This is a genomic window from Bradyrhizobium sp. (assembly GCF_019242285.1).
GTDB lineage: Bacteria > Pseudomonadota > Alphaproteobacteria > Rhizobiales > Xanthobacteraceae > Bradyrhizobium.
Map to the genome: position 1 here is coordinate 1 of NZ_JAFAVV010000596.1, position 26,712 is coordinate 26,712.

30 protein-coding genes and 2 pseudogenes are annotated in these 26,712 nt (G+C 64.8%); 14 read left to right on the forward strand and 18 right to left on the reverse strand.

What is annotated here, in order from left to right:
* The 4 genes and pseudogenes from JOY90_RS24275 to JOY90_RS24290 all read right to left on the reverse strand — a co-directional run.
* Window positions 1–208, reverse strand: a pseudogene (locus JOY90_RS24275) (divalent metal cation transporter); the annotation flags it as partial.
* A gap of 84 nt (window positions 209–292) precedes the next feature.
* Window positions 293–808, reverse strand: a complete 516-nt coding sequence (locus JOY90_RS24280) for a ferritin-like domain-containing protein (RefSeq protein ID WP_291693648.1) — start codon at window positions 806–808, stop codon at window positions 293–295.
* Window positions 809–1,187: 379 nt separating this feature from the next.
* Window positions 1,188–1,541 carry a response regulator gene (locus tag JOY90_RS24285; protein WP_291693649.1) on the reverse strand — a complete coding sequence of 118 codons (354 nt, stop codon included), beginning with the start codon at window positions 1,539–1,541 and terminating at the stop codon, window positions 1,188–1,190.
* 474 nt (window positions 1,542–2,015) lie between these two features.
* Window positions 2,016–2,192, reverse strand: coding sequence for a hypothetical protein (locus JOY90_RS24290; RefSeq protein ID WP_291693650.1), 177 nt, complete (start codon window positions 2,190–2,192; stop codon window positions 2,016–2,018).
* 133 nt (window positions 2,193–2,325) lie between these two features.
* On the opposite strand from JOY90_RS24290, the gene JOY90_RS24295 reads away from it, so the two are divergent.
* Window positions 2,326–2,448, forward strand: coding sequence for a hypothetical protein (locus JOY90_RS24295; protein WP_291693651.1), 123 nt, complete (start codon window positions 2,326–2,328; stop codon window positions 2,446–2,448).
* Between the two features lie 40 nt (window positions 2,449–2,488).
* Here the strand turns inward: JOY90_RS24295 and JOY90_RS24300 are convergent, their stop codons facing one another.
* The 6 genes from JOY90_RS24300 to JOY90_RS24325 all read right to left on the reverse strand — a co-directional run bounded on the left by JOY90_RS24300 (window position 2,489) and on the right by JOY90_RS24325 (window position 7,804).
* A complete protein-coding gene (locus JOY90_RS24300) occupies window positions 2,489–2,626 on the reverse strand; it encodes a hypothetical protein (protein ID WP_291693652.1) in 138 nt (45 codons plus the stop codon).
* Complete coding sequence (locus tag JOY90_RS24305) at window positions 2,623–3,234, reverse strand: inorganic diphosphatase (RefSeq protein ID WP_291693653.1); 612 nt, start codon at window positions 3,232–3,234, stop codon at window positions 2,623–2,625. The genes JOY90_RS24300 and JOY90_RS24305 overlap by 4 nt, the downstream gene beginning before the upstream one ends.
* 239 nt (window positions 3,235–3,473) lie before the next feature.
* Window positions 3,474–4,304, reverse strand: coding sequence for an ABC transporter permease (locus tag JOY90_RS24310; RefSeq protein ID WP_291693654.1), 831 nt, complete (start codon window positions 4,302–4,304; stop codon window positions 3,474–3,476).
* Entirely contained in the window at window positions 4,301–5,560 is a 1,260-nt protein-coding gene (locus JOY90_RS24315; protein ID WP_291693655.1) for an ABC transporter permease, read from the reverse strand. The genes JOY90_RS24310 and JOY90_RS24315 overlap by 4 nt, the downstream gene beginning before the upstream one ends.
* Window positions 5,561–5,583: 23 nt before the next feature.
* Window positions 5,584–6,627 (reverse strand): ABC transporter substrate-binding protein, encoded by a 1,044-nt coding sequence (locus JOY90_RS24320; RefSeq protein ID WP_291693656.1) that lies wholly within the window; start codon window positions 6,625–6,627, stop codon window positions 5,584–5,586.
* A gap of 67 nt (window positions 6,628–6,694) precedes the next feature.
* Window positions 6,695–7,804 (reverse strand): ABC transporter ATP-binding protein, encoded by a 1,110-nt coding sequence (locus JOY90_RS24325; RefSeq protein WP_291693657.1) that lies wholly within the window; start codon window positions 7,802–7,804, stop codon window positions 6,695–6,697.
* A 157-nt stretch (window positions 7,805–7,961) separates the two neighbouring features.
* On the opposite strand from JOY90_RS24325, the gene JOY90_RS24330 reads away from it, so the two are divergent.
* Entirely contained in the window at window positions 7,962–9,161 is a 1,200-nt protein-coding gene (locus JOY90_RS24330) for an adenylate/guanylate cyclase domain-containing protein (protein ID WP_291693658.1), read from the forward strand.
* Here the strand turns inward: JOY90_RS24330 and JOY90_RS24335 are convergent.
* The 4 genes from JOY90_RS24335 to JOY90_RS24350 form a co-directional block, all read right to left on the reverse strand.
* The gene (locus tag JOY90_RS24335) at window positions 9,152–9,631 is read right to left on the reverse strand and encodes an SRPBCC domain-containing protein (protein ID WP_291693659.1); all 480 of its coding nucleotides are present in this window, start codon (window positions 9,629–9,631) and stop codon (window positions 9,152–9,154) included. The genes JOY90_RS24330 and JOY90_RS24335 overlap by 10 nt on opposite strands.
* Window positions 9,628–9,957 (reverse strand): helix-turn-helix transcriptional regulator, encoded by a 330-nt coding sequence (locus tag JOY90_RS24340; protein WP_291693660.1) that lies wholly within the window; start codon window positions 9,955–9,957, stop codon window positions 9,628–9,630. Before JOY90_RS24340 ends, JOY90_RS24335 begins: the two co-directional genes overlap by 4 nt.
* Window positions 9,954–10,424 carry a VOC family protein gene (locus JOY90_RS24345; RefSeq protein WP_291693661.1) on the reverse strand — a complete coding sequence of 157 codons (471 nt, stop codon included), beginning with the start codon at window positions 10,422–10,424 and terminating at the stop codon, window positions 9,954–9,956. The genes JOY90_RS24340 and JOY90_RS24345 overlap by 4 nt, the downstream gene beginning before the upstream one ends.
* A 110-nt stretch (window positions 10,425–10,534) precedes the next feature.
* Window positions 10,535–12,184 carry an acetolactate synthase large subunit gene (locus JOY90_RS24350; protein ID WP_291693662.1) on the reverse strand — a complete coding sequence of 550 codons (1,650 nt, stop codon included), beginning with the start codon at window positions 12,182–12,184 and terminating at the stop codon, window positions 10,535–10,537.
* Between the two features lie 117 nt (window positions 12,185–12,301).
* On the opposite strand from JOY90_RS24350, the gene JOY90_RS24355 reads away from it, so the two are divergent.
* Entirely contained in the window at window positions 12,302–13,006 is a 705-nt protein-coding gene (locus JOY90_RS24355; protein WP_291693663.1) for a class II aldolase/adducin family protein, read from the forward strand.
* On the opposite strand, the gene JOY90_RS24360 is transcribed toward JOY90_RS24355, so the two are convergent.
* Window positions 12,991–13,461, reverse strand: coding sequence for an OsmC family protein (locus JOY90_RS24360; RefSeq protein ID WP_291693664.1), 471 nt, complete (start codon window positions 13,459–13,461; stop codon window positions 12,991–12,993). The two genes, JOY90_RS24355 and JOY90_RS24360, sit on opposite strands and share 16 nt — an antisense overlap.
* Window positions 13,462–13,542: 81 nt before the next feature.
* Here JOY90_RS24360 and JOY90_RS24365 point away from each other — a divergent pair, with 81 nt between their 5' ends.
* Together JOY90_RS24365 and JOY90_RS24370 are read left to right on the forward strand one after the other, a co-directional pair.
* Window positions 13,543–14,160: a GntR family transcriptional regulator gene (locus JOY90_RS24365; protein WP_291693665.1), complete on the forward strand. Its 618-nt coding sequence runs from the start codon at window positions 13,543–13,545 to the stop codon at window positions 14,158–14,160.
* A gap of 59 nt (window positions 14,161–14,219) precedes the next feature.
* Window positions 14,220–15,023: an MBL fold metallo-hydrolase gene (locus JOY90_RS24370; RefSeq protein ID WP_291693666.1), complete on the forward strand. Its 804-nt coding sequence runs from the start codon at window positions 14,220–14,222 to the stop codon at window positions 15,021–15,023.
* Between the two features lie 90 nt (window positions 15,024–15,113).
* Here the strand turns inward: JOY90_RS24370 and JOY90_RS24375 are convergent, their stop codons facing one another.
* The 3 genes and pseudogenes from JOY90_RS24375 to JOY90_RS24385 form a co-directional block, all read right to left on the reverse strand.
* Window positions 15,114–15,833 carry a ribonuclease activity regulator RraA gene (locus JOY90_RS24375; protein ID WP_291693667.1) on the reverse strand — a complete coding sequence of 240 codons (720 nt, stop codon included), beginning with the start codon at window positions 15,831–15,833 and terminating at the stop codon, window positions 15,114–15,116.
* A 97-nt stretch (window positions 15,834–15,930) separates the two neighbouring features.
* On the reverse strand, window positions 15,931–17,670 hold the full coding sequence (araD, locus tag JOY90_RS24380) for an L-arabinonate dehydratase (RefSeq protein WP_291693668.1): 1,740 nt from the start codon (window positions 17,668–17,670) through the stop codon (window positions 15,931–15,933).
* A pseudogene (locus tag JOY90_RS24385) lies at window positions 17,667–17,867 on the reverse strand (ABC transporter permease); the annotation flags it as partial. The gene araD and the pseudogene JOY90_RS24385, both read right to left, overlap by 4 nt.
* A gap of 155 nt (window positions 17,868–18,022) precedes the next feature.
* On the opposite strand from JOY90_RS24385, the gene JOY90_RS24390 reads away from it, so the two are divergent.
* The 9 genes from JOY90_RS24390 to JOY90_RS24435 all read left to right on the forward strand — a co-directional run bounded on the left by JOY90_RS24390 (window position 18,023) and on the right by JOY90_RS24435 (window position 26,622).
* A complete protein-coding gene (locus JOY90_RS24390) occupies window positions 18,023–18,739 on the forward strand; it encodes a GntR family transcriptional regulator (RefSeq protein ID WP_291693669.1) in 717 nt (238 codons plus the stop codon).
* Window positions 18,740–19,212: 473 nt separating this feature from the next.
* Window positions 19,213–19,527 carry a transcriptional regulator gene (locus tag JOY90_RS24400; protein WP_291693670.1) on the forward strand — a complete coding sequence of 105 codons (315 nt, stop codon included), beginning with the start codon at window positions 19,213–19,215 and terminating at the stop codon, window positions 19,525–19,527.
* Window positions 19,528–19,557: 30 nt separating this feature from the next.
* On the forward strand, window positions 19,558–20,013 hold the full coding sequence (locus tag JOY90_RS24405; protein WP_291693671.1) for a GNAT family N-acetyltransferase: 456 nt from the start codon (window positions 19,558–19,560) through the stop codon (window positions 20,011–20,013).
* A gap of 167 nt (window positions 20,014–20,180) precedes the next feature.
* On the forward strand, window positions 20,181–21,017 hold the full coding sequence (locus JOY90_RS24410; protein ID WP_291693672.1) for an ABC transporter permease: 837 nt from the start codon (window positions 20,181–20,183) through the stop codon (window positions 21,015–21,017).
* Window positions 21,017–22,078: an ABC transporter ATP-binding protein gene (locus tag JOY90_RS24415; protein WP_291693673.1), complete on the forward strand. Its 1,062-nt coding sequence runs from the start codon at window positions 21,017–21,019 to the stop codon at window positions 22,076–22,078. The genes JOY90_RS24410 and JOY90_RS24415 overlap by 1 nt, the downstream gene beginning before the upstream one ends.
* Window positions 22,079–22,092: 14 nt before the next feature.
* Window positions 22,093–23,127 carry an extracellular solute-binding protein gene (locus JOY90_RS24420; RefSeq protein WP_291693674.1) on the forward strand — a complete coding sequence of 345 codons (1,035 nt, stop codon included), beginning with the start codon at window positions 22,093–22,095 and terminating at the stop codon, window positions 23,125–23,127.
* A gap of 4 nt (window positions 23,128–23,131) precedes the next feature.
* Window positions 23,132–23,962, forward strand: coding sequence for an ABC transporter permease (locus JOY90_RS24425; RefSeq protein WP_291693675.1), 831 nt, complete (start codon window positions 23,132–23,134; stop codon window positions 23,960–23,962).
* Between the two features lie 36 nt (window positions 23,963–23,998).
* Window positions 23,999–25,600, forward strand: coding sequence for an amidohydrolase family protein (locus JOY90_RS24430; protein ID WP_291693676.1), 1,602 nt, complete (start codon window positions 23,999–24,001; stop codon window positions 25,598–25,600).
* Window positions 25,597–26,622 carry a GTP-binding protein gene (locus tag JOY90_RS24435; RefSeq protein ID WP_291693677.1) on the forward strand — a complete coding sequence of 342 codons (1,026 nt, stop codon included), beginning with the start codon at window positions 25,597–25,599 and terminating at the stop codon, window positions 26,620–26,622. Before JOY90_RS24430 ends, JOY90_RS24435 begins: the two co-directional genes overlap by 4 nt.
* The last annotated feature ends 90 nt before the right edge of the window (window positions 26,623–26,712 follow it).

The window sequence follows — 26,712 nt, forward strand, 5'->3', positions numbered from 1 at the left end:
GAATGGCCGCCATCAATGGATAGGTGAGAAGCATGGTCCAGCCCACGCCGAATCCCAACTGGGCGCCGGCCTGGCTGTAGGTGCCTATTCCTGAGGGATCATCGTCCGATGCCCCGGTGATCAGTCCAGGACCCAATACGCTCAAAATCTCCTTCAGGCGAAATGCAATCGGCTTTCGAGGTTTTTGAGTGACCGTAACCTCGGTCATGGTTGGACTTCCTTCCTATTGAAAAAAAAGAGGCTCCGAGAAGATTCTCGAAGCCTTTCGCGTCTGCGCTGGGTCTCCGTCGTCTCAAGCCACGGTCGACGCTTTCGCGTTTACGCCCTTCCGCAAGGCCACGGTGTTGAGCTTCGTGTTGGCGGCCTTTTCCTCATTGAGGTTGGTCGTGAGAAAACGCACGATCTCATCATGGCCGAGCTCTTCAGCCCATGCGATCAAAGTGCCGTACCGACAAATTTCGTAATGTTCGACCGCCTGAGCATTCGCGACGATCGCGGCGTCGAGAACGGCCTTGTCTTCGATTTCGCCCGCGGTTTCGTCGGCCTCCTTGATGATACCGTCGATGGCTGGGCACTGTGTGCCGCTCGCCTGTTTGCCGAGTTTGGCGAAGACCTTCTCGAGTCGCTGGACCTGGCTTTGGGTCTCCTCGAGATGGTTCTTGAGACCCGCGACGAGGTCGCGGTTCGTCGCCTTGTCGATCATCTTGGGTAGCGATTTCAGAATCTGCTGTTCGGCATAGTAGATGTCTTGCAAGCCATGCAGCAGTAGATCCTCCATGGTTTTGATGTCTTTCGTGAACAGTCCCATGCGATTCCTCCCGGTCTGATTAATCCAGGAACGTCCGGCTGAGGAACTTTGTTCCCGCGCGCGGGACCCGCGCGGCATACCTGCTGCCTCAATTCAGTCCCGACAACGATCGGCCGAGAACAAAAGGCCGCCGAGTCGTCCCGAATCGTGCCACTCCTTCGATCTGGATTGCGCCGCAGCAATTTGCGCCGGTCGGATTCATCTCAGGTTCTTATTGGACCTGCCGGATTGGAGAACATCACTCACGGGGTGACGTCTCGTAATTGCGGAGCACCCGGGCGCGGACCGCTCGTTGATGCCGGCCCGACCGCAGAGGAAAGAAAGCTGCCACGGCTGCTTGGCACCGGATCCAAGAGGCCTTCGGCTACGGCAAATGATTTCAGGCCCGCCAAATTGCATGGATCGCGTCCCTGAGCTTCCGAATTGGAAAGGGCTTCTCCAGAATCCTTCTGCCCACAAAAGCCGCCGGCAGCACGAGATTGGTATACCCACTCGCAAAGATGAAAGGGAGACCTCGCCGCTCTATGGTCTGCGCGACTGGCCAGATCTCGTTGCCTGCCACATTGATGTCGAGGATTGCAATGTCGAACTTCGCGCCCTCGGCCAAGGGCTTTGCGGCAGCGATGCTCGCAGCTTCTGCGACCACTCGATGACCGAGGTCTTCTATCATTCCGGCAATCATCATCCGGATTAAACTCTCATCCTCGACCAGGAAGACAGAAAGGGTCAGCATCTCAAAAATACCAGCGAACCGTTGCGAAAAATCCCCCGGGAGGCGTCTAGCAGACCATATAATCTTCCACACGCAACCTTGTCTCCAATTTTTGCTCGCATCGTCAGATTCCAGGGCAGGTATAGCAGTGCGATCCAGCCTGAATCTCGAGCATGTTTTGGGACGCGAAGAAGCTCAGTCATCGGGTCGCGCGCGATCGCGCGATCTCGATAGAAAAAATCTCGGCTCATCCGGCGATGATGTCCGCGTCCATGACATCGCTAATCGATGCCAATTAGGTCGTCGGCATCGGGGACGCTTCACAAAAGCTCGATAGTCCCGACGATAGGCAGGGCATCTTGATGAAGTGGTGGGTTAAGCCGCCGGTCACGCCGATAGGGGTTCGGTAGACTGAAAACTCCACCGCTTATCATGTCGCAGCGATCGCGTCTCTGAGTTTCTCGATTGAGAAGGGCTTCGTCAGAATCGTTCGGTTCACAAAAGTCGGCGATAGCACGACGTTACTATAACCGCTCGCAAAGATGAAAGGAATGCGGCGCCGCGCCGCCCGATGGCCTCCGCGATCGGCCAAATCTCATGACCAGCCAAGTTGATGTCGACGATCGCAATGTCGAATTCAGCGCTTTCGGCCAAGTGTTCTGCTGCAGCCAATACGTAGAGACCCTAGTTCTCGTTTTCTATTCGATGAAAGGTATAGCTGGGCTGACGATATCCGATCTAATTGTCAAAAACTCCGGTCGAATTCGAGGGATTTCGCACCTGGGCGGGAATGGTCCTCGCGACGATGGCGCTGAACGAGTTCGAAACCTTCGACAGGGCGACGCAGGCGAAGCGCGATCTTCGCGCGGCGATCGAAAAGGTGGCCGGCAAGGCTCGGCAACAGGCCCGGGATCTCCGCAAGCGCTAAGGTCCTGAATATCTAGCAGACGGCAATCTCTTGCTTGAGCTCAAATCGAAAGCCGAAATGCACTGAGAGGCGCGGTTGAAAGCCACACGCCGGAGGAAAGCCGTCCTTGCGCTTTTGCGTGGCCGTCTGAGCCGATCGCGCCCGCGAAGAAGGAGCGCGCGAAGGCCGCCTGATTCATTCCTTGTCTTCCTTGGCGAACGACTTGCCGGCGTCTTTGATGGCATCGAGAGCTACCTTGGGCCCTTTCCAGCCAAGGATGTTCAGCTTTTTGTCCTTGAGCTCGTCGGTCGCGATAAAGAACTTCTCAAGCTCTTCCCGGATCGGCTTCGAAAGATCCGCGACATCCTTTAGCCACCGCTCGGAATGCGAGCGCCCCGGCACAGCGGACAAGCGGTCGTTGCGCTCGGACTTCTTTTTACTCTTCTGCTCGATCTGCAGGATGCCGATAATGCGGCAGGTGACGACCATCCCAGGGAAGGTCGCGGCGTCGTGGATCACCATGATGTCGAGCGGGTCGCCATCGTCGGCCTTCGTCGAAGGCACGAAGCCCCAATCGTGGGGATAGGTTAGGCCGGTCAGTAGCGACTTGCTGAGGGCGAACGTCTCAAGCTTAGGATCGTAAGCAAATTTTGCGCGGCTGCCGCGCGGCGTTTCGACGACGACATGAACGTCGCCGTCGTCGGTAAAGGACGGGAGATTGAAGAAATTGGGCATGGTATTGTCTCGCGCAGTTGAAATCTCCCAAGCAACCAAATGCCCGTTGGGTTCCCATTTTTTCAGGCGCATGGACGTATCCGACCGCGCCGCCTGTCTGCGTAACGCAACCGGAGAGACGCATTCGCGACGGCTTAAGCCGCGCGGCTTGCTGATTGACTTGGCTCAGACCCGACGATTTCCCTGACCGAACTCGCTGCGCAATATGGTTCAAAGAACTTAACGGACTGACGCATCGGCGCCGTCACCAGAGACCCAATCGTGTGGTCTTTTTAAAGCCGCCTGATGGCTTGACGCGGGCATTCGCCCCGTCAAGCGTCGTTGCCCTTCAGCCGCTCATTGCGTCGGCGCAGGCCTTCCATGGTGGTGAGCAGGATGACGGACACCGTCGTCAGGATCACCGCCGCAGCGGTGATGGTCGGGCTGATGTTCTCGCGGATGCCGCTGAACATCTCCCGGGGCAGGGTCCGCTGCTCCGGCCCGGCCATGAACAGCACGATCACCACCTCATCGAAGCTGGTCGCAAAGGCGAACAGCGCGCCGGCCGCGAGGCCAGGCAGGATCAGCGGCAGGGTCACCCGGCGGAAGGCGTCAAGCGGCGAGGCGCCGAGCGAGGCTGCGGCGCGAGCCAGGTTCGTGTCGAAACTCTGCAGCGTCGCGCTCACCGTGATCACGACGAACGGCGTCGCGAGCGCGGTATGCGCCAGGATCAGACCCAAATAGCTGCCGGTGAGCCCGATCGGCGCGAAGAAGAAATACAGGCCGACCGCGGTGATGACGCCGGGCACGACGGCCGGCGACAGCACGACCGCCAGCACCAGCGGCTTGATCCGGCTCTTCCATTGCGACAGACCCAATGCTGCCGACGTGCCGAGCACCATGGACAGGATGGTCGAAGCGACGCCGATGATCATGCTGTTCTTCAGCGACGTCATCCAGCGCGCCGACGTGAGGAAGTCTTGGTACCAGCGGAGCGAGAGCCCCGGCAGCGGATAGGTCAAATAGGAGCCGGAGCTGAAGGACAGCGGCATGATCGCCAGAATCGGCGCCATCAGGAAGATGAACACCAGCGAGGAGACGATCAGGGTCGTGGTCCATGCGATGCGCTGGCCTGCGGTGCGGAGGGAAGAGGGACCGCTCAATTCTTCATGCCTCCCGTTACGGGCGCGCCATGGACCAGCTTGCCATAGACGCCCGCCAGCAGCAGGGTCGCGAGCAGCAGCACCGCGCCGAGCGCCGAGGCCAAGCCCCAATTGACCGTCTCGGTGGTGTAGAAGGCGATGAAGTAGCTGATCATCTGATCGGCGGCGCCGCCGACGAGGGCCGGAGTGATGTAGTAGCCGAGCGCCAGGATGAAGACGAGCAGGCTGCCTGCCCCGATCCCGGGCAGTGTCTGCGGCAGGTAGATCCGCAGGAAGGCCGTGGCCGGCGACGCGCCAAGCGACGCCGCGGCGCGCATGTAGGCCGGCGAGATCGCCCTCATGCTGCTGTACAGCGGCAGGATCATGAACGGCAGCAGCACGTGGGTCATCGCCACCACCACGCCGAAGCGGTTGTAGATCAGGCGCAGCGGCGCGTCGATGAGGCCGAGCCAGCGCAGGCCGTCGTTCACCACGCCCTCGCTCTGCAGGAGCACGATCCAGGCGCAGGTCCGGACCAGAAGCGAGGTCCAGAAGGGCAGCAGGACGAAGACCATCAGCAGGTTCGATCGGCCGGCCGGCAGTGTCGCCAGCAGATAGGCGACCGGGAAGCCGAGGATCAGGCAGAGCGCCGTGACGCCGAAACTGATCATGAAGGTGCGGGCGAACACGTCGCGATAGATCGCCTGATCCGCCGGCGCCGCGACGATCGCGCCGTCCGCGTTGCGGGTCAGGTCGAGCGCCGCCAGCAGGTAGAAGCTGGTGATCGGGCCGCTGGCGCTCCTAATGGCCGTCCAGGTGGCGCGTTCGCCCCAGGCCGGATTGATCTTCTCCAGCGCCGCGTTGGCGGTGCCCGGCTCTGGTGCGGTTTTCAGATTGCGCGCGGTGCCGGCCAGGAGGGTGCGGAAGCCGTTTTGCACGTAATTCAGCCGCTTGGATGCGATGGCGACGGTGCCGGCGGTGCGCGCCGCAAGAATGTCGGCCGCCAGCGCCGCGTAGGTCTTTTCGTCCGGCAGATCCCTGCCGTCCCAGTCCGCCAGCGCCGCCACGGTCTGGGGCAGGACCTGGCGCACCTCGCGGTCGTCGACCGCGCGCCACAGCATGCCGGCGATGGGACCAAGGAAAGTGAGGAGCAGAAACAAAAGAAGCGGAAGGATCAGCGCCAGTGCCTTGAACTGGCGTGCCCGTTCCGCCCGCTTCAGGCGCCGCCTGAGTGGCACCTCGGGCGGCCCATCGCCGGTCACGAACGCGGCTGTCATCGGTTGAGCGTTCCGGGTGTGAGCTATTTCGCCGCCCATTTGTTGAAGCGCTCGGTCAGGCGGTCGATGTTTTCGAGCCAGAAGGCCACGTTGATCTCCACCGCATTCGCCATGTTGTCCGGCGCGGTCGGCAGGTCCTTCAGCACGGCCGGCTGCAGGTGGGCGGCGGCGTCCTTGTTCGAGGTGCCGTAGGCGATGTTCTCCGACAGCCTGGCCTGGTTGTCGGCCTTGCCGGCGAAGTCGAGGAACTTGTAGGCGGCGTCCTGGTTCGGGCTGCCTTTCAGGATGACCCAGCTGTCGATGGTGTAGAGCGCTCCGTTCCATACCATGCCGAAATTCTTCTTCTCGTTCTTGTTCGCGGCGTCGATGCGGCCGTTGTAGACCGAGGTCATCACGACTTCACCGGATGCGAGCAACTGTGGCGGCTGGGCGCCGGCCTTCCACCAGACGATGTCGTTCTTGATGGTGTCCAGCTTCCTGAACGCGCGCTCGATGCCCTCGTCGGTGGCCAGCAGCTTGTAGACGTCCTTCGGCGCGACACCATCGGCGATCAGGGCAATCTCCAGCGTGGTCTTCGGCCCCTGCCGCAGGCTGCGCTTGCCTGGATATTTCCTGGTGTCGAAGAAGTCGGCCCAGCCCTTCGGCGCGTCCTTGAGCCTGTCCTTGTCATAGCCGAGAACGAAGTCATACACGATGGCGCCGACGCCGCAGGGATCGACCGCCGACGGCAGATAGGCCGCCTCGCCGCCGATCTTCGCGTAGTCGATCTTCTCGAACAGGCCCTCCTCGCAGCCGAGCGCCAGCTCCTCGCTCTCGACCTGGACGAGATCCCAGGTGGCCGCGCCGCCTTGGACCTTGGCGCGCAGCACGCCGATGCCGCCGTCCCAGGACTCGTCGTTCATCGGAACGGCGGCAGCTTTCTTGAACGGCTCGAAATAGGCCTTCCTCTGCGCATCCTGATACGCGCCGCCCCACGATACGACGGTCAGGTCACGCGCCTGCGCGGCGGTGGCCAGCGCCATGCCGGCAGCGAACGTCGCGACGAATCCCATTTTGAGTTTCAGCATCGTCTTGGTTCCTCTTCCTGTGTATGGTTGCATCTCGAGGATGGCAGAAGGGGCCGACCGTGATCGATCACACGGGATCGAGGGCGAGGCAGTCTTCGGGGCGGAACGTGATGAAGACGCATTGGCCACGGTTCAGGCCTTCGTGGGCGCCGGGCTGAAGCTTGACCATGAACTCTCCATTGCCGCCGACCTGGAGCACGGCCAGGGCGTGGTCACCGAGATAGATCGTGTTCTGCACGGTCGCCGGCAGGCAATTCGGCCCGTCATGAACAGCCCCGTTCGCCAGGATGGAGATCCGCTCCGGCCGCACCGACAGGGAGGTGGGGACGCCGGCGCCGGCGACGTTGACCGGCTGGGCCACGACGGAGCCGCCAGCGGTCAGGGCGACGCGACAATATCCTCGTTCGATGGTTTCGACGGTCCCGGCCAGCACGTTGTTCTCGCCGATGAAATGGGCGACGAAGCTGTTCACGGGGCGCTCGTACAGGGCGTCCGGCTCATCGATCTGCTGGACGATGCCGTCGTTGAACACCGCGATGCGGTCCGACATCGTCAGAGCCTCGCTCTGGTCGTGGGTGACGTAGACCACGGTGATGCCCATCGTCTCGTGCAGTTGCTTGATCTCGAACTGCATCTGCTCGCGCAGGCGCTTGTCCAATGCGCCCAGGGGCTCGTCCATCAGCACGAGTTGCGGATTGTAGACCAGGGCACGGGCCAGCGCCACGCGCTGTTGCTGGCCGCCGGAAAGCTGCCCCGGCCGGCGCTGCGCCAGGTTTTCCAGCTTGATCATGCGCAGCGCCGTCCGCACGCGCTCCCGCGCCTCCGACTTGCCGATGTTGCGGACGGACAGCGGAAAGGCGATGTTCTCCGCGACCGTCAGGTGGGGAAACAGCGCGTAGTTCTGGAACACCATGCCGATGTCGCGCCTGTGCGGCGGCAAATTGTTGATGGGCCGGCCCGCCAGGTAGATGTTGCCCTGGGTCGGAACCTCGAAACCCGCCAGCATCATCAACGTGGTGGTCTTGCCGGAGCCCGACGGGCCGAGCAGGGTGACGAACTCGCCTTTTCGGATGTCGAGGTCGAGGTTCTTGACCACGAGGTGTTCGCCATCATAGGTCTTCTGAATGCCGGCAAAACGCACCAAAGCCTGGGCGGGCGTAACCATGCCGCCTTCCATGCCTTCCTCCGGTCCCACTGACGCGCGCCGCATCGAAACTAGCATCTCCGGCAGGCGTGGTCGACAAAGGATGTGCTTTCCGTGCCGTTGACGCCGCCGGGCGGGCACACGACATATCCCCTGCCGTCGACCCCGATCGCCCACCCAGGAGCATGCCATGAACGCGCCACCGAATATCGATTCCGACACCGCGCATCTTGGCGGTGAGGTCGTGAACTGGCTGACCAACGACACCCGCGATGAGCGCTTCATCGACAACATTTTCGCCGAGATGTGTCTGCGGCTGCAGCGCGCGGGCATTCCCGTCAAGCGGGCGACGCTCCATGTCCTGATCCACCATCCGCAATGGCTCGGCGCCCGGATTATGTGGGCCGACGGGATGCGCGAGGCTGAGATCGCGAGGGTGGACTATGACGTCAGGGAGCGATCGGAATTCATCGGCAGTCCCGCCAACGAGATCCAGGACGGGGCCAAAGAGGTGCGCGAGAATCTCGCGCAGGACGGCGCGCTGGGACGCAAGCACGCCGTCTACGACGAGATGCGGGCGAAGGGCCTGACCGATTATGTGGCATGGCCGCTCTACCACACGCTCGGCAAGCGGCACATCGTCACTTTTGCAACCGACCGGCCGGGCGGGTTCGAGGCCGCGCATATCGAGGGCTTGCGCAACCTGTTGCCGGCGCTGGCGCTGGTCAGCGAAATCCGCGTCAAGAACCGGCTGGCGCGAACGCTGCTCGAAACCTATGTCGGCGCCCATGCCGGCGAGCTCATCCTGGCCGGCGCCACCAGGCGCGGCAGCGGCACGACGGTGCACGCCGCGATCATGATCTGCGATCTGCGCGACTTCACCAAGATCTCCGACAATTGGCCGCGCGACGACGTCATCGAGCTCCTCAACGACTATTTCGACGCGATGTCGGAGCCGATCACCCGGCATGGCGGGGAGATCCTGAAATTCATCGGCGACGGCCTGCTCGCCATCTTCCCACTCAGCGAGAAGCGGGCCTGCGCCAACCTGCTGCATGCGGTGTCCGAGGCGCGGCAGGCGATGGCTGCCCTGAACGTCAAGAACGACGGGACCGGCCGCGCGCCGCTGAACTACGGCATCGGCGTCCATGTCGGCGATGTCATGTACGGCAATATCGGCTCGCGCACCCGGCTCGACTTCACCGTGATCGGCCCGGCGGTCAACATGGCCTCGCGGCTCGAAAGCCTCACCAAGCAATTGGGCAAGCCGGTGCTGCTGTCGCGCGCCTTCGCCGACCTCGTCGGATGCGATTTCGATCTCGAACGCGTCGGCGAACATTCGGTGCGCGGCTTCAGTGATCCGATCGAGCTGTTCGCCTATCACGGTTGACCGCGGCGCGCATTGGCGTCGAGAGCCGCGAGCAGCACGCGCCAGTGCTCGGCCAGCCGCCGCTGGAACAGCATGAGCGGGAAACCATGACGGGCGACGTGACCCTGCGGGACCGTGTCCCAGCCGCGATGTTCGACCGTCACGCGGGTCTGGTCTCCGATCGGCTCGAAGCGCACGTCGAGCTCCGTCATTTGACCCGGCGCGAAAGTCGCCTGACGCCAGGTGAGCGCGAGCCGCTCACCTGGTTTCCAGACGGTGATGCGGCCGACCTCGAACTCCTTTCCGTTCGGAAGCGCGGTGACCAGCCGCCCGCCTTCGCCGGGCTCGAAGCGAAGCGCGCCGTCGCCGCGTGGCGTCAGCGCGAACAGGGGATTCGGCCGCCACCATTGGCCGATCTCCGCCGTGAAAGCCTCGAAGGCCTGGGCCGGCGTGGCGTCGAGGCGGATCGAGACGATCACCGCCGCGGTCATTTGCGCTTCTTCTCGACGTGCTTCTTGAAGCTTGCGAGCTGCATCGTCCACATCGCCTCGGTGTCGGCAAGCCAGCGCTTCAACTCGGCCATGGCGCCGTCCTTCAGCGCATAGACGCGAACGCGCGCATCGAATTCGGGATGGGTCTCCTCGACCAGGCCGCTCTGCCTCAACTGGCGCAGATGCCGGCTCATCGCCGGTGCCGGCAGGCCGAGCATCTCGGCGAGTTCGCCGGCCCGGCGCGGCCGCTGGCCGAGCAGCTCCACCGCCTGGCGCCGGTAGGGATCGGCGAGCGCCGCCAGCGTCTTGTCGATGCGCGAGCTCAATCGAGCCGCTTCTTGGTCGTGAGACCGCTAGCCTCGTCCCACTGTTCCGGCGTCATCCGCCGCTCGGTGACGCCGAAGGTCCAGATGTGGCCCTCCGGGTCGCGCGCGCGATAGGTGCGGTCGCCGTAGAACTGGGTGTCGGGCTCCTGCAGGATCGCCGCGCCCGCCTTGCGCGCGCGCTCACAATGGGCGTCGACGTCCTCGCCTTCCGCGAGCTGCACGTGCACGGTCTGGGTGTTCTTGCCGCCGGTGGATTTCGGACTCCTGTGATCGGCGCTCCACTCGCTGCCGACCATCACGACGGAATGGCCGAAGGTCATCTCCGAATGGGCGAGCTTGCCGTCGGCGTCGAGAATGACGAACAGCGGCTCGAAGCCGAACGCCTCCTCGAGCCAGCGAAAGGCGGCCTTGGGATCCTGATAGCAGACGGCGCTCGAGAGTCCTTTGGGACGGTAGGGGTCGGTCACGTCGGTTCCTCCTGCGGCTAGAGGCGTTAGTTAGCTGGATATAGAATATTTGTCAATAAATGAAAATATATGCATGTCAGGTTTGGCTGAAATTCCAGCGAGAGCCCCCCTCACACCCCCTTCTCATGCGCGCGCAGTTCCTCCACCAGCACGCGCATGTTCTCGGAATAGTCGACCGGCGCGGCGACGACATGCACGCCGCCTTCCGTGAAGGCGGTTTCCAGCGCGGCACTCAGTCCATCGGCATGCTCGACGCGGCTGCCCCTGGCGCCGTAGGCGTGTGCGTAAGCGACAAAATCCGGATTGCCGAAGGTCATGCCGTAATCCGGAAAGCCGTCGACGCCCTGCTTCCAGCGGATCATGCCGTAGGCGTTGTCCTGCAGGATCAGGACGACGAGGTCGAGGCCGAGCCGCACCGCGGTTTCCAGTTCCTGCGCATTCATCATGAAGCCGCCGTCGCCGCACACCGCCATCACGCGGCGGCCGGGATTGAGCAGGGCGGCCATGATCGCCGACGGCAGGCCCGCGCCCATGGTCGCGAGCGCGTTGTCGAGCAGCAGCGTGTTGGCCACCGCCGTGCGGTAGTTGCGCGCAAACCAGATCTTGTACATGCCGTTGTCGAGGCAGACGATGCCGTCCTCCGGCATCACCTGCCGCACGTCGTGGACGATCCGCTGCGGCGTCAGCGGGTAGCGGCTCTCCTCGGCGCGATCGGTGATGTGGCGGAGGATCGCCTCGCGCAGCCCGAGCAGCGCGCCGCCCTTCGGCAATCGGCCTTCGAGCCGATCGGCCAACAGCGTCAGGCTCGGGCCGACGTCACCGACCACCTCCGCATTCGGAAAGAACACCTCCTCGACCGTGGCCGGCAGGTAGCCGATGTGCAGCACCATCGGCCCGTGCGCGCCCATGAAGAAGGGCGGCTTCTCGACCGTGTCATGGCCGATGGCGATGATCAAATCGGCGCGGTCGATGGCGTCGTGGACGTAGTCGCGCTCCGACAGCGCGGCCGTTCCCATGTAGAGGCCGGAGCCGCCCGCGACCGCGCCCTTGCCCATCTGGGTGTTGAAGAACGGGATCTGCAGGCGCCGCACGAAATCGGTGAGCGCGTCCGCCAGATGCGGCCGGCTCGCGGCGGCGCCGAGCATGATCAGCGGCCGCTCGGCCTTGGCGATCAAATCGGCGGCGCGGTCGAGCGCACCGCTGTGGGCGACCGGAATCTCGATCGGGTGGGGCGGAATCGGCGCGATCGGCGCGGTCTGCGCCGCGGCGATATCTTCCGGCAATTCCAGATGAACCGGTCCCGGCCGCTCCTGCTGCGCCACGCGAAAGGCTTCGCGGACGATCGAGGGAATGGTGGCGGGGCTGACGATCTGGCGCGTCATCTTGGTCAAGGGTGCCATCGCGGAGACGATGTCGACGACCTGGAACCGCGCCTGCTTGCGGGTCAGGATTCCCTTCTGGCCGGTGATCATCACCATCGGCATCGCGCCGAGCAGCGCATAGGCCGCACCCGTCGTGAAGTTGAGCGCGCCCGGCCCGAGGGTCGCGATGCAGACGCCGGGTCTCCCGGTCAGCCGCCCATGCGTGGCTGCCATGAAGGCTGCCGCCTGCTCATGCCGGGTCAGAACAAGCTTGATCGACGAACGCCGCAGCGCTTCGACCACGTCGAGATTCTCTTCGCCCGGCACCCCGAAAATCCGGCTGACGCCCTCGTTCTCCAGCGCGGACACCAGAAGCTCTGCACCCTTCATCGACGGCATCTCCTCGAAGACATGGCTGAACGTCCCGGAGGATATTGGCGCAACTGACGGTGTCCGAACAGTGCATGAATTTGATAGGATCGGAACATCGATTTGATGGAACGCCGGGACCACGTCATGAAGCATGAGGAACGGCAGTTGCGCGCGGCGATCATCGGCAAGTGTCGGTGGATGAACGCGTGCGGCCTCAACCAGGGCACCTCGGGCAACATCTCCGCCCGATACCAGGAGCGGATGCTGATCACGCCGTCGGCCGTGCCCTACGATGCGATGGAGCCGGAGATGATCGCCGCGATGCCGCTCGACGGCGAGTATGGATCATGGAGCGGGCCACTGAAGCCCTCGACCGAATGGCGCTTCCATCTCGACATCCTGCGCGCCCGGTCCGACGTCGGCGCCATCGTCCACACCCACTCCACCTATGCCACGGTGCTTGCGATCGCGCGCAAGCCGATCCCGGCCTGCCACTACATGATCGCGGCGTTCGGCGGCGACGACATCCGCTGCGCCGGCTATGCGCGCTACGGCACCAAGGAGCTGTCGGAGCTCGCGCTCGCCGCGCTCGAAGGCCGCAATGGCTGCCTGTTGGCCAATCATGGCATGATCGCGGTCGGCGCCACGCTCGACAAGGCGATGTGGCTCGCCGTCGAGCTCGAGACGCTGGCGCGCCAGTATTATCTGGCGCTCGGGCTTGGCCAGCCTTTCATCCTCACCAAGGAGGAGATCGCGGAGGTGGCGGTGGGATTTGCCTCTTACGGCCTCAAGGATCCGGAGAAGCAAAGGCGAGCGCGAAAACCTCGCGCTGATCAGACCTCCAGATAGCTTGCGTCGTAGCTGATCGGGAAATTCACCGATCGTGCGATGAAGCAGTAGTGATGCACGTCGTGATGCAGGGCATCGGCCTTGGCGAGGTCGGCGCCGCGCTCCACGGTGATCCTCGGCCGCAAGGTCGCGCGCACGAAGCGACCCTCGCCCTTCGACCCGGTCTCGCCGACCCCGAGCGGATGGTCCTGATAGGCGCGTACCACGATGCCGGCGTCGTTCGCCAGATGCAGGTACCAGAGCATGTGGCAGCCGGCGAGGCTCGCCAGCAGCAGGTCCTCCGGATTGGGCTTTGCCGGATCGCCGCCGAGCAGCGGATCGTTCGAGCATTCGATCACCGGCCTGCCCGAGGTGGCGATGCGCCAGGTGCGATCGTAGCCGCGATAGCGCTTCGTGCCCTCGCCGCGATCCCCGCTCCAGGCGATCTCCGCCGTGTAATCGTGAAGCTTGGCCATGGCTCCCTCTTTGTGTATACGTGTATACAGCGAGTCGAAACTAAGGGCAAGGGAAACCAAGGGCAAGGGATGACCCCGGAGATGATCGCCGCGGAGCTGCGCTCCGAACTGATGGCGGGGACGTTGCGCCCGGGCGCGGAGCTGTCGCAGGTCATGCTCGCCGAGCGCTTCGGCGTCAGCCGGATTCCGATCCGGGATGCGCTGCGCATCCTGGCCGGCGAGGGGCTGATCGAGATCGAGGCCAACCGGGGCGCGCGGGCGATCACCCTCACGGCGGCCGAGGTCCGGGAAATCTACGACCTGCGCGTGCTCTTGGAATGCGATGCGCTGCGCCGGGCCGCCGCGCATGTCGCGCCTGCCGAGTTGGAGGAGATCGAGCGCGTCCGCCGCAAGTCGGACCTTGACGCCGGCACGCGGGCTTGGGCCGCCGGCGACTGGGCGTTTCACCGCGCGCTCTATCAGCCCGCCGGCCGCCCGCGGCAACTCGCGATGATCGAGTCGTTGCGGCGAGCCTGCCGATTGCATGTCAGCGCTTATGCGACGATGCCGGCCAAGAAACCGCGCTGGCTGAACGATCACCGCGCCATCGTGGAGCACCTGAGGAAAGGCGACGCGCAGGGCGCCATCCAGGCCTTGCAAGCGCATCTGGAAGCGGCGGGGCGGCATCTGCTCGAGCGCATGGCGGCCGCGCAGGATTGAGACTGGCATTGTGCCGGCGTTCGCGCATCCTGTTGTGAGCCTTTTGAAGGGATCATCCCATGCCTCTCTGGACCTGCCTTCAATGCGGTGCGCAATTTGCCGACAGCTCATCGCCCCCGCATGCCTGCGTGATCTGCGAGGACGAGCGGCAATTCGTGAACTGGAACGGCCAGAGCTGGCTCAGCCGCGAGGAACTGTTGCAGCGCCACCGGCTGGTCTGGCGCGATGACATGGGCGTTTTGGGCATCGGCATGGAGCCGTCATTCGCGATCGGCCAGCGCGCGCTGCTGCTGCGCGAGGCCGACGGCTGCGTGATGTGGGACTGCATTCCGCTCGCGACCGATGAAGCGATTGCCCATGTACGTTCGCTCGGCGGGCTCAAGGCGATCGCGGTGTCGCATCCGCATTTCTATGGCGCGGTCGCGGACTGGAGCGATGCGTTCGGCGGCGCTCCGGTGTACCTGCACACTGACGATCGCGCCTTCGTCACGCGGCCGCATCCTTCCATCGTGCCGTGGACCGGTGACAAATTGGCAATTTCGGACGGCATGACGCTGCTCCGCGCCGGCGGGCATTTTCCCGGCGCCAGCGTGCTGCATTGGCGCGCGGGCGCCGAGGGCAGGGGCGCGCTGTTCGTCGGCGACATCGCCATGGTCGCGATGGACCGCCGCCATGTCAGCTTCATGTACAGTTATCCGAACCTGCTGCCGCTCAATGCCAAGGCGGTGCGGCTCATCGCCGATGTGATCGCGCCGCTGGACTTCGATCGCATCCATGGCGGCTGGTGGGGCCGCAACATCGAGGCCGTCGCCAAGCCGGCATTCGAGGCGTCGGTCGCGCGCTATCTCGCGGCGATCGCGTGAGGCGGGTAGAGGTCGTAGCCCGGATGAGCGTCAGCGATGTCCGCGAACAGGGGTCCCGCATATCGCCGCGCTCATGCGGGCTACAGTAGATCATCGCCCGTTCGCCTTTCGCCAGACTGCAAAATCCTTCAGCGTCTGCTCGTCCGTCGCCGGATAGAGCCCGACGATCGACCGGCCTTTGTGGACCTCCTCGGCAACGAAATCCTCGAACGCCGTCATCTCGAAGGTTTCCTCGGCGATCTCATCGGCGAGATGCGCCGGGATCACGATCACGCCGTCGCCGTCGCCGAGGATGACGTCGCCGGGAAACACCGGCGCATCGCCGCAGGCGATCGGGCCGTTGATCTCGATCGCCTGGTGCAGCGTGAGATTGGTCGGCGCGCTCGGCCGCTGGTGATAGGCCGGGAAGCCGAGCCTGGCGATCTCGGCCGAATCGCGGAAGCCGCCGTCGGTGACCACGCCGGCGCAGCCGCGCTTCATCAGCCGCGTCACCAGGATCGCGCCGGCCGAAGCCGCGCGCGCATCCTTGCGGCTGTCGATCACCAGCACGGCGCCTACCGGGCAGTCCTCGATTGCCTTGCGCTGCGGATGGGAGCGGTCGCGGAACACGTCGAGCTTGTTGAGGTCCTCACGCGCCGGGATGTAGCGTAGCGTGAAGGCCTCGCCGACCAGGGTCGGCTGGTCCGGGCTCAGCGGGTGCACATTCTGGATGCACTGGATGCGGAAGCCGCGCTTGTAGAGCGCGGTCGCCACCGTGGCGGTGGAGATGGTCGTGAGTTTGTTGCGAGTGGTGTCGCTGAGGTGGGGCATGGTCGTCCTCGCTGTCATTCCGGGGCAATGCGTCAGCATCGAGCCCGGAATCTCGAGGTTCCGGGTTCGATGCTTTGCATCGCCCCGGAACGGCGGGTTAGTAAATCGACGGCTCTCCAACCGGTGCGCCGAAACCGGTCTCCAGGAAATCGAAATCGCAGCCCTCATTGGCCTGCCTGATGTGGCGCGAGAACATCCAGCCATAGCCGCGCTCGAAACGGTGGGCCGGCGGCGTCCATTCGGTGCGCCGCTGTTCGAGCTCGGCTGCCGGCACGTCGAGATTGATGCTGCGCGCGGCGACGTCGAGGGTGATGTGGTCGCCGTTTCGCACCAGCGCCAGCGGGCCGCCGACATAGGATTCCGGCGCCACGTGCAGGATGCAGGCGCCATAGGAGGTGCCGCTCATCCGCGCGTCCGACAATCGCACCATGTCGCGCACGCCCTGCTTCACCAGTTTCGCGGGGATCGGCAGCATGCCCCATTCCGGCATGCCCGGACCGCCCAGCGGCCCGGCGTTGCGCAGGATCAGCACATGGTCGGCGGTGACGTCGAGATCGGGATCATCGATCGCCTTCTTCATCGACGGATAGTCGTCGAACACCAGCGCGGGCCCGGTGTGTTTCAGAAAGCGCGGATCGCAGGCAGAAGGCTTGATCACGCAGCCGTCGGGCGCGAGGTTGCCCTTCAGCACCGCGAGCGCGCCTTCCTTGTAGATCGGGTTGCCCAGGGTGCGAATGACGTCGTCATTATGGACCTCAGCGCTCGCGATGTTCTCGCCCAGTGTCCTGCCGGTAACCGTGAGGCAGTCGAGATGCAGATGCTCCCTGATCCGGCTCATCAAGCCGGGCAGGCCGCCGGCATAGAAGAAATCCTCCATCAGGTAGGTGTCGCCGCTCGGACGCACATTGGCAATCACGGGCACCTTGCGGCTCGCGGTCTCGAAATCGGCGAGCCCGATATCCTGGCCGGCGCGGCGCGCCTGCGCGATCAGATGGATGATCGCGTTGGTCGAGCAGCCCATCGCCATCGCCACGGTGATCGCGTTCTCGAAGGCCTGGCGGGTCTGGATCCGCTGCGGCGTGAGATCCTCCCACACCATCTCGACGATACGGCGGCCGCACTCCGACGCCATGCGGATGTGGTTCGCATCGGCCGCCGGGATCGATGACGCGCCCGGCAACGTCATGCCGATCGCCTCCGCGATCGCGGTCATGGTGGAGGCGGTGCCCATGGTCATGCAGGTGCCGTAGCTGCGGGCGATGCCGGCCTCCATGTCGAGCCAGTCGCGGTCGGAGATTTTTCCCGCGCGCCGTTCGTCCCAATATTTCCAGGCATCCGAGCCGGAGCCCAGCGTCCGGCCCTTCCAGTTGCCGCGCAGCATCGGGCCGGCCGGCAGGTAGATCGCCGGCAGGTTCATGCTGGTGGCGCCGAGCAGGAGCCCGGGCGTGGTCTTGTCGCAGCCGCCCATCAGCACGACGCCGTCGACGGGATGGCCGCGCAGCAGCTCCTCGGCGTCCATCGCCAGCATGTTGCGATAGAGCATCGTGGTCGGCTTCAACAAAGATTCCGACAGCGAAAGCGCCGGCAGTTCGATCGGGAAGCCCCCGGCCATCAGGATGCCGCGCTTGATGTCGTCGACCCGGCTCCTGAAATGCGTATGGCAGGGCTGCGCGTCCGACCAGGTGTTGAGGATCGCGATCACCGGCCGGTCCCTCCACTCTTCCGGCGCGTAGCCCATCTGCATCGTGCGCGAACGGTGGCCGAAGGCGCGCAGGTCGTCGGGCACAAACCAGCGCGCGCTGCGAAGCTCTGCCGGTGATTTCCTGCTGGCGCTCATGCGTGCATGTCCCACTTCTGGACGCTGTTGCGCTCGATCGTGCGGAAGATCGGGTTCTCCACGATCAGGCCGATGATGATGACGGGCAATAGCCCGGCGGACACCGCGGGAATGTCGGGCAGGTTGCGGTTCTCGAAGATGAACCCGCCAAGTCCGCCCTGGCCCGAGGGGACGCCGAATACGAGCGCGGTCGCGAGCGGCGCCATCAGGCCCGCGCCCGCACCCCACATCATCCTGTTGCTCATGGTCGCATTTCTTCCGGAGCGCCGCTTTGGTTGACGGCCGCAGCGAGATGCACTAATATATTAGTGCATCTGACGCAAGGCTATTCTTCCTGTTACCGGTTTCATCCATGGCCCTCGTGCCGGCTGCCTCCCGCCATGCTCCGCGCGCCGCCGAGCGGCTTGATCGCGACCGCCAGGCCGCGCCGCAGGTGTTCGAGCGGCTGCGCGGGATGATCATCGCGCTGGAATTGCCGCCCGGCGCGCCGCTGTCACGCGCCGAACTGGCCAGCCAGTTCGGGGTCAGCTCGACGCCGATCCGCGACGCACTGATGCGGCTGGAAGAGGAGGGGCTGGTCGACGTCTTCCCGCAACATGCGACAGTGGTGAGCCGGGTCGACATCCGCCTGGCGCAACAGGCCCACTTCCTGCGCCAGGCATTGGAGCTCGAGATCGTTCGCCTGCTGGCGCTCAACCATGACGCGGCGCTGATCGCCGAGCTCGACGCCGCGATCGCGCGGCAGCAGAAATTCGCGAGAGCAGGCCTGTTCGAGAAGTTCATGTCCGCCGACAATGAATTCCATGCCCAGCTCTATGCCGCCGCCGACAAGCAGGACCTGTGGTCGCTGGTGCGCAGCCGCGGCGGCCACATCGACCGGCTGCGGCGCATGCATCTGCCGTCGCCCGGCAAGGCGCAGGACATCCTGAGGCATCACAAGCTGATCGTGCGGGCGATCGGTGCCGGCAGGGGTGACGACGCGCAGAAGCACCTGCGCAACCATCTCTCGGGCACGCTCAGCGAGCTCGCCCGCATCCGCGCGCGCTACCCGGAATATCTCAGCGATTGAGGGAGGAGGTGGGGACGTAGCCTGGATGAGCGTGGCGATATCCGGATATCGGCCCCGTATATCGCTATGCTCGATGCTCATACGGGCTACGTTCGCTGCCCTTGCGGATGGGTAACATTTGTGTTACCCATGAACCATGGTGGAAATCCGCTACTATGTCGGCGCGGACGGGCAGCAACCCTTCGCCAAGTGGTTTGCGGATTGGACGCGGTGGCCCGCGCCAAAGTCACGCGCGCGATCGCGAGGCTCGAGCAGGGAAACCTCTCCCATGTGAAGTCCGTTGGTGAGGGGGTCCTGAAATATCGCATCGATTTTGGTCCCGGTTACCGTGTCTATCTCGGCCGTGACGGCGAGACACTCGTGATCCTGTTGACGGCGGAACGAAGAAACGTCAGCAGCGTGACATCGAAGCGGCTCACGCATACTGGCAAGACTACAAACAGAGCAAGCGCGGGCGTTGAAGGAGTTTGGCGATGGCGAGAACAAAGAGCTTCAAAGACCTCGTGCAGCATCAGGTCAAGCTCGACAAGAAGTTTGCCGAAGCTCTCCTACGCGAAGGTATCGATGCCATGCTCGCTGGAGACGTGGAGACTGGCAAGACTATCCTGCGCAACTACATCAAGGCGACCGTGGGGTTCGAGAAACTCGGCGAGGCGACGGGTGCGCCGCCCAAGAGCCTCATTCGTATGTTTGGGCCGCGCGGCAATCCCCAGGCGAAGAACCTGTTCAACGTGATCGGATATCTGCAAAAGCGCGCCGGCATGCGCTTTCACGTTTCGGCCGGATGATGGATCCTGTAGCGCTCGCAGACATAGGTAATGACCTTGATTGTCCAATGGCGCGCCTTCGCCGACCTCACGCCGTCCGATCTCTATGACGCGCTGCGGCTGCGGCAGGCGGTGTTCGTGGTCGAGCAGGCCTGTGCGTTTCTCGATGCCGACGGTTTTGATCGCGACGCCATCCATGGCGTCGGCCGCGATGCGTCGGGCGAACTGGTTGCCGTCGTTCGAGTCCTGCCGCCCGGTTGCAGGCATCCGATTCCGTCGATCAGCCGCCTCGCGGTTGCGAAGCACACGCGGAGTCTCGGATACGGCCGCGCCACGATGGCTGCGGCGCTGTTGGAAGCGCAGCGGCGCTATCCGCAATCGCCGGTTCATCTCGACGCGCAGGCGCATCTCGCGCGCTTCTACGCCTCGTTCGGCTTCGTGCCGGTGGGCGAGCCGTTCGACGACGACGGCATCCCGCACATCGCGATGCGATGGGCGCCACGGTGAGCTGCCCAGGAGCTGCCCAAGCCGGTAGCGCAACCCGCTGGCAAACGGGCAAAAGCGCCCAAATTACCGCAATCGGCGCCCATGCTGTGGGCTTGGCGACGTGACCCGGGCCGGACTACCATGCCGCGCCCGACGAGTGCCCTCCGGACCCGCGATCGCCATTGCGCATGCCTGCCTCAATCTTTGCCCGTCTCACTGAACGGCCGTTGCTCGGCCGAGCCCTGATGCGGGCGCTGGTCGCGCTCGCCTATCTCATCATCTTCGCGCCGGTCCTGATGGTGGCGGTCACGAGCTTCTTCGCGCAGGAGATCATCAGCTTCCCGCCGCCGGCGCTCACCCTGCACTGGTACGCCAATGCCTGGGACAAGCCGGAATTCTTGCGCGGGCTCGTCACCAGCTTCCAGATCGCGCTGATCGCCGCCGCGATCGGCGTGCCGATCGGCACTGCCGCCGCACTTGCCATCGTGCGAGGCGAATTCAAAGGCCGCGGCGCGCTCTCGACGTTCCTGCTGGCACCGCTCGCGGTGCCCGGCGTGGTCGCGGGCTCCGGCCTCTACATGCTCTATGTGCTGGCGGAGGATTTCTTCGACCGCGACATCAAGGCGACGGTGCAGGGGCTGGTCGCGGCCCACATCCTGCTCGCGATTCCCTGGACGGTGCGGCTCGTGGTCGCGAGCCTGCAGGGCCTCGACCGTGCCGCCGAGGAGGCCGCCGCCAATCTCGGCGCGAGCCCCTTCACGGTGTTTCGCCGCATCACGCTGCCGATGATGCGGTCCGGCATCGTCGCCGCCACCATGTTCTCCTTCATCCAGAGTTTTGAAAATCTCGACCTGTCGCTGCTTCTGGTAGGCCCTGGTCGGACCACCTTGCCGGTTGCGATGCTGAACTATCTGCAATTCCGTATCGACCCGACCCTGTCCGCGGTTGCGACCGTGCAGATCCTGCTGGTCGGCGTCCTGATGGCAACGACCGATCGCTTCGTCAAACTGTCGCGGGTGGTGTGATGGCGAGGCTCTCGGTCGAGAGATTGACGAAACGGTTCGGCGCCGCGGTCGCCGTCGACGGTCTCGAACTTGCCGTGCGCGAGGGCGAACTGGTCGCGCTGCTGGGTCCGTCCGGCTGCGGCAAGACCACGACCCTGCGCATGGTCGCGGGCTTCCTGCCACCGACCAGCGGACGCGTGCTGTTCGACGACGAGGACGTGACGCGATTGCCGGCCTACCGGCGTTCGACTGGCATGGTGTTCCAGTCCTACGCGCTGTTTCCGCACATGACCGCGGCGCAGAATGTCGGCTTCGGCCTCGAGATGCGCGGACTCGGCGCGGCCGAGCGCGCCGCCAAGGTCGCCGACGTGCTGAAGCTGGTGCGGCTTTCGCATCTCGCCGATCGGCTGCCGCGCGAATTGTCCGGCGGCCAGCAGCAGCGCGTGGCGCTGGCACGGGCGCTGGTGATCAATCCAAAGCTGTTCCTGCTCGACGAGCCATTGTCCAACCTCGACGCCAAATTGCGCGCCGAGGTCCGGATCGAGATCCGCACGCTGCAGCAGCGGCTCGGGCTGACGACGCTGCTCGTCACGCACGACCGCGAGGAGGCGCTGACCATGGCCGACCGCCTCGTGGTGATGGAAAGCGGCCGCGTGCGCCAGATCGGAACGCCGAAAGAACTCTACGACGAGCCGGCGGACGCGTTTGTTGCCGACTTTGTCGGCCGCTGTAACATCCTGCCAGGCCGCCGGGAGAGCGAGACGCATTTCCGCACCGAGGGTGGATTGCTGCTGCCGGTCGCCCCCGCGGCCGATGAGCATAAGGACGCCACCGCCTTTGCGCTGCGGCCGGAGCGGATCACGATCGGCTTCGGCGCCGATGGCGAGATCAGCGGGGCCGTCAGGGCCGTGACCTATCTCGGGCCGCAGACCGAGGTCCATGTGCGCGTCGGCGACGCCTCCTTCGTGGTGATCCGGCCGACGCCCGGCGACGACGACAGGCTGGCCTCGATCAAGCCGGATGATATCGTTTCACTGGTGTGGGACCGCCGGGCCCCGCGACTGTTACCGCAAATTTCCTGATAGGAGAGGTCATCATGATATCCCGACGTCGTTTTCTATCGGCCGGCGCCGGTGCCGCCGCCGCACTCGCTGTGAATGTGCCCGCAAGCCATGCGGAGACCGGCCAGGTCGTGGTCGGTACCTGGGGCGGCGATTACGGACAATTGCTCAGCGACCTCATCGACAAGCCGCTGCTCGCGCCGAAGGGCGTCGAGGTGCTGCAGGACGTCGCCAATGCCGATCCGCGCAAGACCAAGCTGCTCGCCGAACGGCAGAGCCGGCGCGGCTCGATGGACGTCGCCTGCCTGTCCGATTCCGACCACTATATCGTCGCCGCCACCGAGGCGTTCGAGCCGGTCGACGCCGCCAAGGTGTCGCGGCTCGACAAGGTGTTTCCGGAGCTGCGCACCGCGACCGCGATCCCCCATATCTATTCGGCGCAGGTGATCCTCTACAACACCAACCAGGTGAAGGCGCCGCCGACCGCCTTTGCCGACCTCTGGGATCCCAAATGGCGCGGCAAGGTCGGGCTGGTCGACATCCTCTATCCCAATAACACGCTGGCAGCCGCGCTCGCCGGCGGCGGCAGCGTTTCCAATTTCGATCCGGCGGAGCAGAAATTGATGGAGCTGCGTTCGCTGGACGCCAAGGTCTATCCGTCCAACGAGGCGCTGGCGGCCGCGCTGAAATCGGAGGAGGTCTGGCTCACCACGATGTGGCTCGCCCGGGGCTTCATGTGGAAGAAGTCCGGCATCCCGCTCTCGCATGTCGTTCCGAAGGAAGGCGCAGTCGCGATCGTGTTCGAGGCCTCCGTGCCGCGCAACGCGCGCAACAAGGACGGCGGCTTCACCTATCTCGACGCGATGCTGGACGCCAAGGCGCAGGTCGCCTTCGCCGACAAGATGGGCTATGTGCCGACCGTGACCGATGCGGTGCTGCCGGAGGAGCTGGCCAAGCAGGTCAGCCTCGGCGAGGCCGACCGCGCCAAGCTCTTGAAGCCGGACTACGCCTACCAGGCGCAGCGCTCGCAGCGCACCCTCGACTTCTGGAACAAGCAGTTCAAGGCGTAGCGTGATGGCACTGCTGGTGGTGCCCGCGTGCCTGTTGGTGCTCGCCCTGCTGGTCGGGCCGATGGTCCTGATGTTCCGGATCTCGCTCGAGCAGTTCAGCCCGACCGAGCTGATGATCGCGACGGTCTCGCCCGACAACTACGTGCGGGCCGCCACCGATCCCTATTACCAGGAGGTGATCCTGTCGACGCTCGGTGTCGCGCTGCTCTGCACCGCCTTGACTCTCGTCATCGCCTATCCCGCGGCCTATTGGCTGGCCCGCCTGCAGAGCGGCTGGAAGAGCCTCGTCGTCATCGCGACCATGTTCCCGCTGCTGGTCGGCAATGTCGTGCGCGCGGCGGGCTGGATGGCGCTGTTCGACCGCGGCGGCCTGGTCAACCAGACGCTGCTGGCGATCGGTGTGATCCGCGAACCGCTGGCTCTGATGTACACGCCCAAGGCGGTCGTGCTCGGAATCATCGCGGTGGTCCTGCCTTACATGATCCTGACCATCTCGGCCGTCATCGAGAGCATCCCGCGCGACCTGGAGGACGCCGCCTCCAATCTCGGCGCCTCCGCGATGCGGACCTTCTGGCGGGTGATCCTGCCGCTGTCCGCACCCGGGGTTGCGGCCGGCTCCATCCTGGTCTTCGTTCTCTGCATGAACACCTATGCAACCGCGGTGCTTCTCGGCGGCCCGCGTTTCAAGATGATGGCGCCTGCGGTCTTCGACCAGTTCGTGCGCGGCAACAACTGGCCGATGGGCGCCACGCTGGCCTTCATGCTGCTGGCGGTGACAATGACCTTCACCGTGCTCGGCAGCGTCGTTTTCGCGCGGCGTTATCGCGTGCGGTAGCGCCAACAGAAGCCTTATCAAGGAAGGGAATGCGACATGGCTGATCAGGCGGAAGTCCTCCCCGGCGACGAGCTCGCGCGCATCCGCAACAAGGGTGAGGTGCCGATCGTCGCAAGAGCGACCTCGCGCGACCGCGGCACGGGTCCGTTCAAGCGGCTGGCGCTGCGCGGCGCCACCGTGATCGACGGCACCGGCGCGCCGCCGATCGGCCCGATCGACATCATCGTCGAGAACGGCCGCATCGTCAGCCTGAAGAAGGTGGTAGGCTATGGCGCGGGCCCGAGCGAGCCCGCCGACCACGAGATCGACTGCCGCGGCAAATGGGTGACGCCGGGCTTCGTCGACTGCCACGCCCATGCCGGCGTCGCCTATCACTCGGCGAACGGCTGGGTGCCGCCGGTCGACTATGTCTACAAGCTCTGGCTCGCCCATGGCGTCACCACCGTGCGCGAGATGGGCTCGATGAACGGGCTCGGCTGGGTGATCGACCAGCGCCAGCGCGCGAAGGAGAACACGATCGCCGCGCCGCGGCTGCTGGCCTATGCCTACTTCCCGGCCGTCAACGACATGGTCAAGACCATCTACACGCCGGAGCAGGGGCGGGCCTGGCTGCGCAAGGTGAAGGAGCGCGGCGCCGACGGCATCAAGTTCTTCGGCGCGCCGCCGACGATCATGGAAGCCGCCCTCGACGAATGCCGAAAGCTCGGCCTGCGCTCCGGCTGCCATCACGCGCAGATGGCGGTGACGCGGATGAACGCGCTCACCACCGCGGGCTGGGGGCTCACCAGCGCGGAGCACTATTACGGCCTGCCGGAGGCGCTGTATGAGGACCGCGTCGTGCAGGATTTCCCGCTCGACTACAACTACACCGACGAATATTTCCGCTTCTCGATCTCGGGCCAGATGTTCTCCCAGGCTTCCAGGCCCGGCACGCGCAAATGGGAGGAGACGCTGGAAAGCTTTCTCAAGCTCGGCTTCACCTTCGTGCCGACCTTCACGATCTACGACGCCAACCGCGACCTGATGCGCGCGCGCCGGGCCGACTGGCACGAGCAATATACCTGGAAGTCGATGTGGGAGTATTTCACGCCGCAGCGCGGCGGCCACGGCTCCTACTGGTACCGCTGGTCGACCCAGAACGAGATCGAGTGGAAGGAGAATTACCGGCTCTGGATGGCCTTCATCAACGAGTACAAGAATCGCGGCGGGCGCGTCTGCACCGGCAGCGATTCCGGCTTCATCTACCAGATCTTCGGCTTCGGCTATGTCAGGGAGCTGGAGCTGCTGCAGGAAGCGGGCTTCCATCCGCTGGAGGTGATCCGCGCCGCGACCTCGCAAGGGGCGGCTCTGTGCGGCATCGAGGACGAGGTCGGCACCATCGATATCGGGATGCGCGCCGATCTCCTGGTGCACGACTACAACCCGCTGACCGATTTCAAATTGCTGTACGGCACCGGCGCGATGCGCTTCAACGATGCCACCAACGAGGTCGAGTGGCACCGCGGTCTGAAATACACCATCAAGGACGGCATCATCTATGATACCGCCGAGCTGCTCGCCGACGTGCGCGAGCTGGTCAATGCGAGCTGGGAGAAGGACGTGCCCGATAAATACGCCACGCCGGCGGCCGCGGAATGAGCGGCGGCGCACTCGATTTTCTCGTGCTGACGGGCTTTCTCGGCTCGGGCAAGACCTCGCTGCTGCGCGACTTCCTGACGCATGCGGAGGCCGCCGACACCGCTGTCATCGTCAACGAGGCCGGCGAGATCGGGCTCGACGGCGTGCTGCTGCGCGAGAGCGGCGACGACGTGCCGATGGCGACGCTGTCGAACGGCTGCGTCTGCTGCCAGGTCGGCAGCGATCTCGCCTTCACCATCGACCGCCTGATCACGGCGCCGCGCCCGGACGGCGCGGGGCCGCTGCGTCGGATCATCCTGGAGACCTCCGGGCTCTCGATGCCCGGGCCGGTGCTGCGCACGCTCGCGACGCTGGCCGAGCATCCGATGAAGATCGCCGTGATCGGCACCTATGACATCGTGCGCGGGACCGATGTCGCCACCTTCGAGGAGGCGGCGGCGCAATGGGCGGCGGCGCACCGCATCGTCGCCACCAAGACCGATCTCGTCTCGGCCGATGATCTCGCCGCCGCGCCGTCGGCCATCGCCGCGCTCAACCCACTCGCTGAGGTCATCGCCACACGGGATCGCGAGGCTGCGGTGCTAGCGGCGTTCGCGCCTCTCGCCGATACCCCGCTCTTGCGTGAGATCACGGCCGATGCTCTGAGCGCCCATCCGCGCCTCGCGCTGTGTACGGCGCGGCCGGCCGGCGACATCGACTATCCCGCCCTTGCCGCCTGGCTCGACAATCTCGCCGGCGCGCTCGGCGAGCGGCTGCTGCGGATCAAGGGCCTGGTGCGCGTGGCCGAAGGTAAGACGCCGCTCCTGATCGAATGCGTCGGCACCATGTTCTCGCCGCCGCGCCCGCTGCGCCGGGCCGATCCCGGGCTGTCGTCCTTTCTCGTCATCATCGCCCGCGACGCGAGCGACGATGACCTCGCGTCGGTTCTGCCGGCCGGGCTGTTTCAGCTCTCGTCCTGGCGCCAGGCGGAAACATCGCCTCAAGGTAAAGGCAGTGCCATCAAGGCTGAATGGGTGGTGTGACCGGATGAGCGTCTTTGAACCCGCTTGGCGCGTGCATCCGGCCGACTATGTCGCCAAGCGCCCGGTCGACTTTCAACTCGCGTCGCCGAG

Excerpts from the sequence above, each read along its gene's own strand:
- JOY90_RS24415 (WP_291693673.1), top strand. The coding sequence starts at position 21,017 with ATGGCGAGGCTCTCGGTCGAGAGATTGACGAAACGGTTCGGCGCCGCG.
- JOY90_RS24400 (WP_291693670.1), top strand. The coding sequence starts at position 19,213 with ATGGCGAGAACAAAGAGCTTCAAAGACCTCGTGCAGCATCAGGTCAAG.
- JOY90_RS24315 (WP_291693655.1), bottom strand. The coding sequence starts at position 5,560 with ATGACAGCCGCGTTCGTGACCGGCGATGGGCCGCCCGAGGTGCCACTC.
- JOY90_RS24350 (WP_291693662.1), bottom strand. The coding sequence starts at position 12,184 with ATGCCGTCGATGAAGGGTGCAGAGCTTCTGGTGTCCGCGCTGGAGAAC.
- JOY90_RS24410 (WP_291693672.1), top strand. The coding sequence starts at position 20,181 with ATGCCTGCCTCAATCTTTGCCCGTCTCACTGAACGGCCGTTGCTCGGC.
- JOY90_RS24390 (WP_291693669.1), top strand. The coding sequence starts at position 18,023 with ATGGCCCTCGTGCCGGCTGCCTCCCGCCATGCTCCGCGCGCCGCCGAG.
- JOY90_RS24430 (WP_291693676.1), top strand. The coding sequence starts at position 23,999 with ATGGCTGATCAGGCGGAAGTCCTCCCCGGCGACGAGCTCGCGCGCATC.
- JOY90_RS24305 (WP_291693653.1), bottom strand. The coding sequence starts at position 3,234 with ATGCGCCTGAAAAAATGGGAACCCAACGGGCATTTGGTTGCTTGGGAG.
- JOY90_RS24375 (WP_291693667.1), bottom strand. The coding sequence starts at position 15,833 with ATGCCCCACCTCAGCGACACCACTCGCAACAAACTCACGACCATCTCC.
- JOY90_RS24365 (WP_291693665.1), top strand. The coding sequence starts at position 13,543 with ATGATCGCCGCGGAGCTGCGCTCCGAACTGATGGCGGGGACGTTGCGC.
- JOY90_RS24405 (WP_291693671.1), top strand. The coding sequence starts at position 19,558 with ATGACCTTGATTGTCCAATGGCGCGCCTTCGCCGACCTCACGCCGTCC.
- JOY90_RS24280 (WP_291693648.1), bottom strand. The coding sequence starts at position 808 with ATGGGACTGTTCACGAAAGACATCAAAACCATGGAGGATCTACTGCTG.
- JOY90_RS24420 (WP_291693674.1), top strand. The coding sequence starts at position 22,093 with ATGATATCCCGACGTCGTTTTCTATCGGCCGGCGCCGGTGCCGCCGCC.
- JOY90_RS24300 (WP_291693652.1), bottom strand. The coding sequence starts at position 2,626 with ATGAATCAGGCGGCCTTCGCGCGCTCCTTCTTCGCGGGCGCGATCGGC.
- JOY90_RS24320 (WP_291693656.1), bottom strand. The coding sequence starts at position 6,627 with ATGCTGAAACTCAAAATGGGATTCGTCGCGACGTTCGCTGCCGGCATG.
- JOY90_RS24295 (WP_291693651.1), top strand. The coding sequence starts at position 2,326 with ATGGCGCTGAACGAGTTCGAAACCTTCGACAGGGCGACGCAGGCGAAG.
- JOY90_RS24335 (WP_291693659.1), bottom strand. The coding sequence starts at position 9,631 with ATGACCGCGGCGGTGATCGTCTCGATCCGCCTCGACGCCACGCCGGCC.
- JOY90_RS24425 (WP_291693675.1), top strand. The coding sequence starts at position 23,132 with ATGGCACTGCTGGTGGTGCCCGCGTGCCTGTTGGTGCTCGCCCTGCTG.
- JOY90_RS24355 (WP_291693663.1), top strand. The coding sequence starts at position 12,302 with ATGAAGCATGAGGAACGGCAGTTGCGCGCGGCGATCATCGGCAAGTGT.
- araD (WP_291693668.1), bottom strand. The coding sequence starts at position 17,670 with ATGAGCGCCAGCAGGAAATCACCGGCAGAGCTTCGCAGCGCGCGCTGG.
- JOY90_RS24330 (WP_291693658.1), top strand. The coding sequence starts at position 7,962 with ATGAACGCGCCACCGAATATCGATTCCGACACCGCGCATCTTGGCGGT.
- JOY90_RS24370 (WP_291693666.1), top strand. The coding sequence starts at position 14,220 with ATGCCTCTCTGGACCTGCCTTCAATGCGGTGCGCAATTTGCCGACAGC.
- JOY90_RS24435 (WP_291693677.1), top strand. The coding sequence starts at position 25,597 with ATGAGCGGCGGCGCACTCGATTTTCTCGTGCTGACGGGCTTTCTCGGC.
- JOY90_RS24325 (WP_291693657.1), bottom strand. The coding sequence starts at position 7,804 with ATGGAAGGCGGCATGGTTACGCCCGCCCAGGCTTTGGTGCGTTTTGCC.
- JOY90_RS24285 (WP_291693649.1), bottom strand. The coding sequence starts at position 1,541 with ATGCTGACCCTTTCTGTCTTCCTGGTCGAGGATGAGAGTTTAATCCGG.
- JOY90_RS24360 (WP_291693664.1), bottom strand. The coding sequence starts at position 13,461 with ATGGCCAAGCTTCACGATTACACGGCGGAGATCGCCTGGAGCGGGGAT.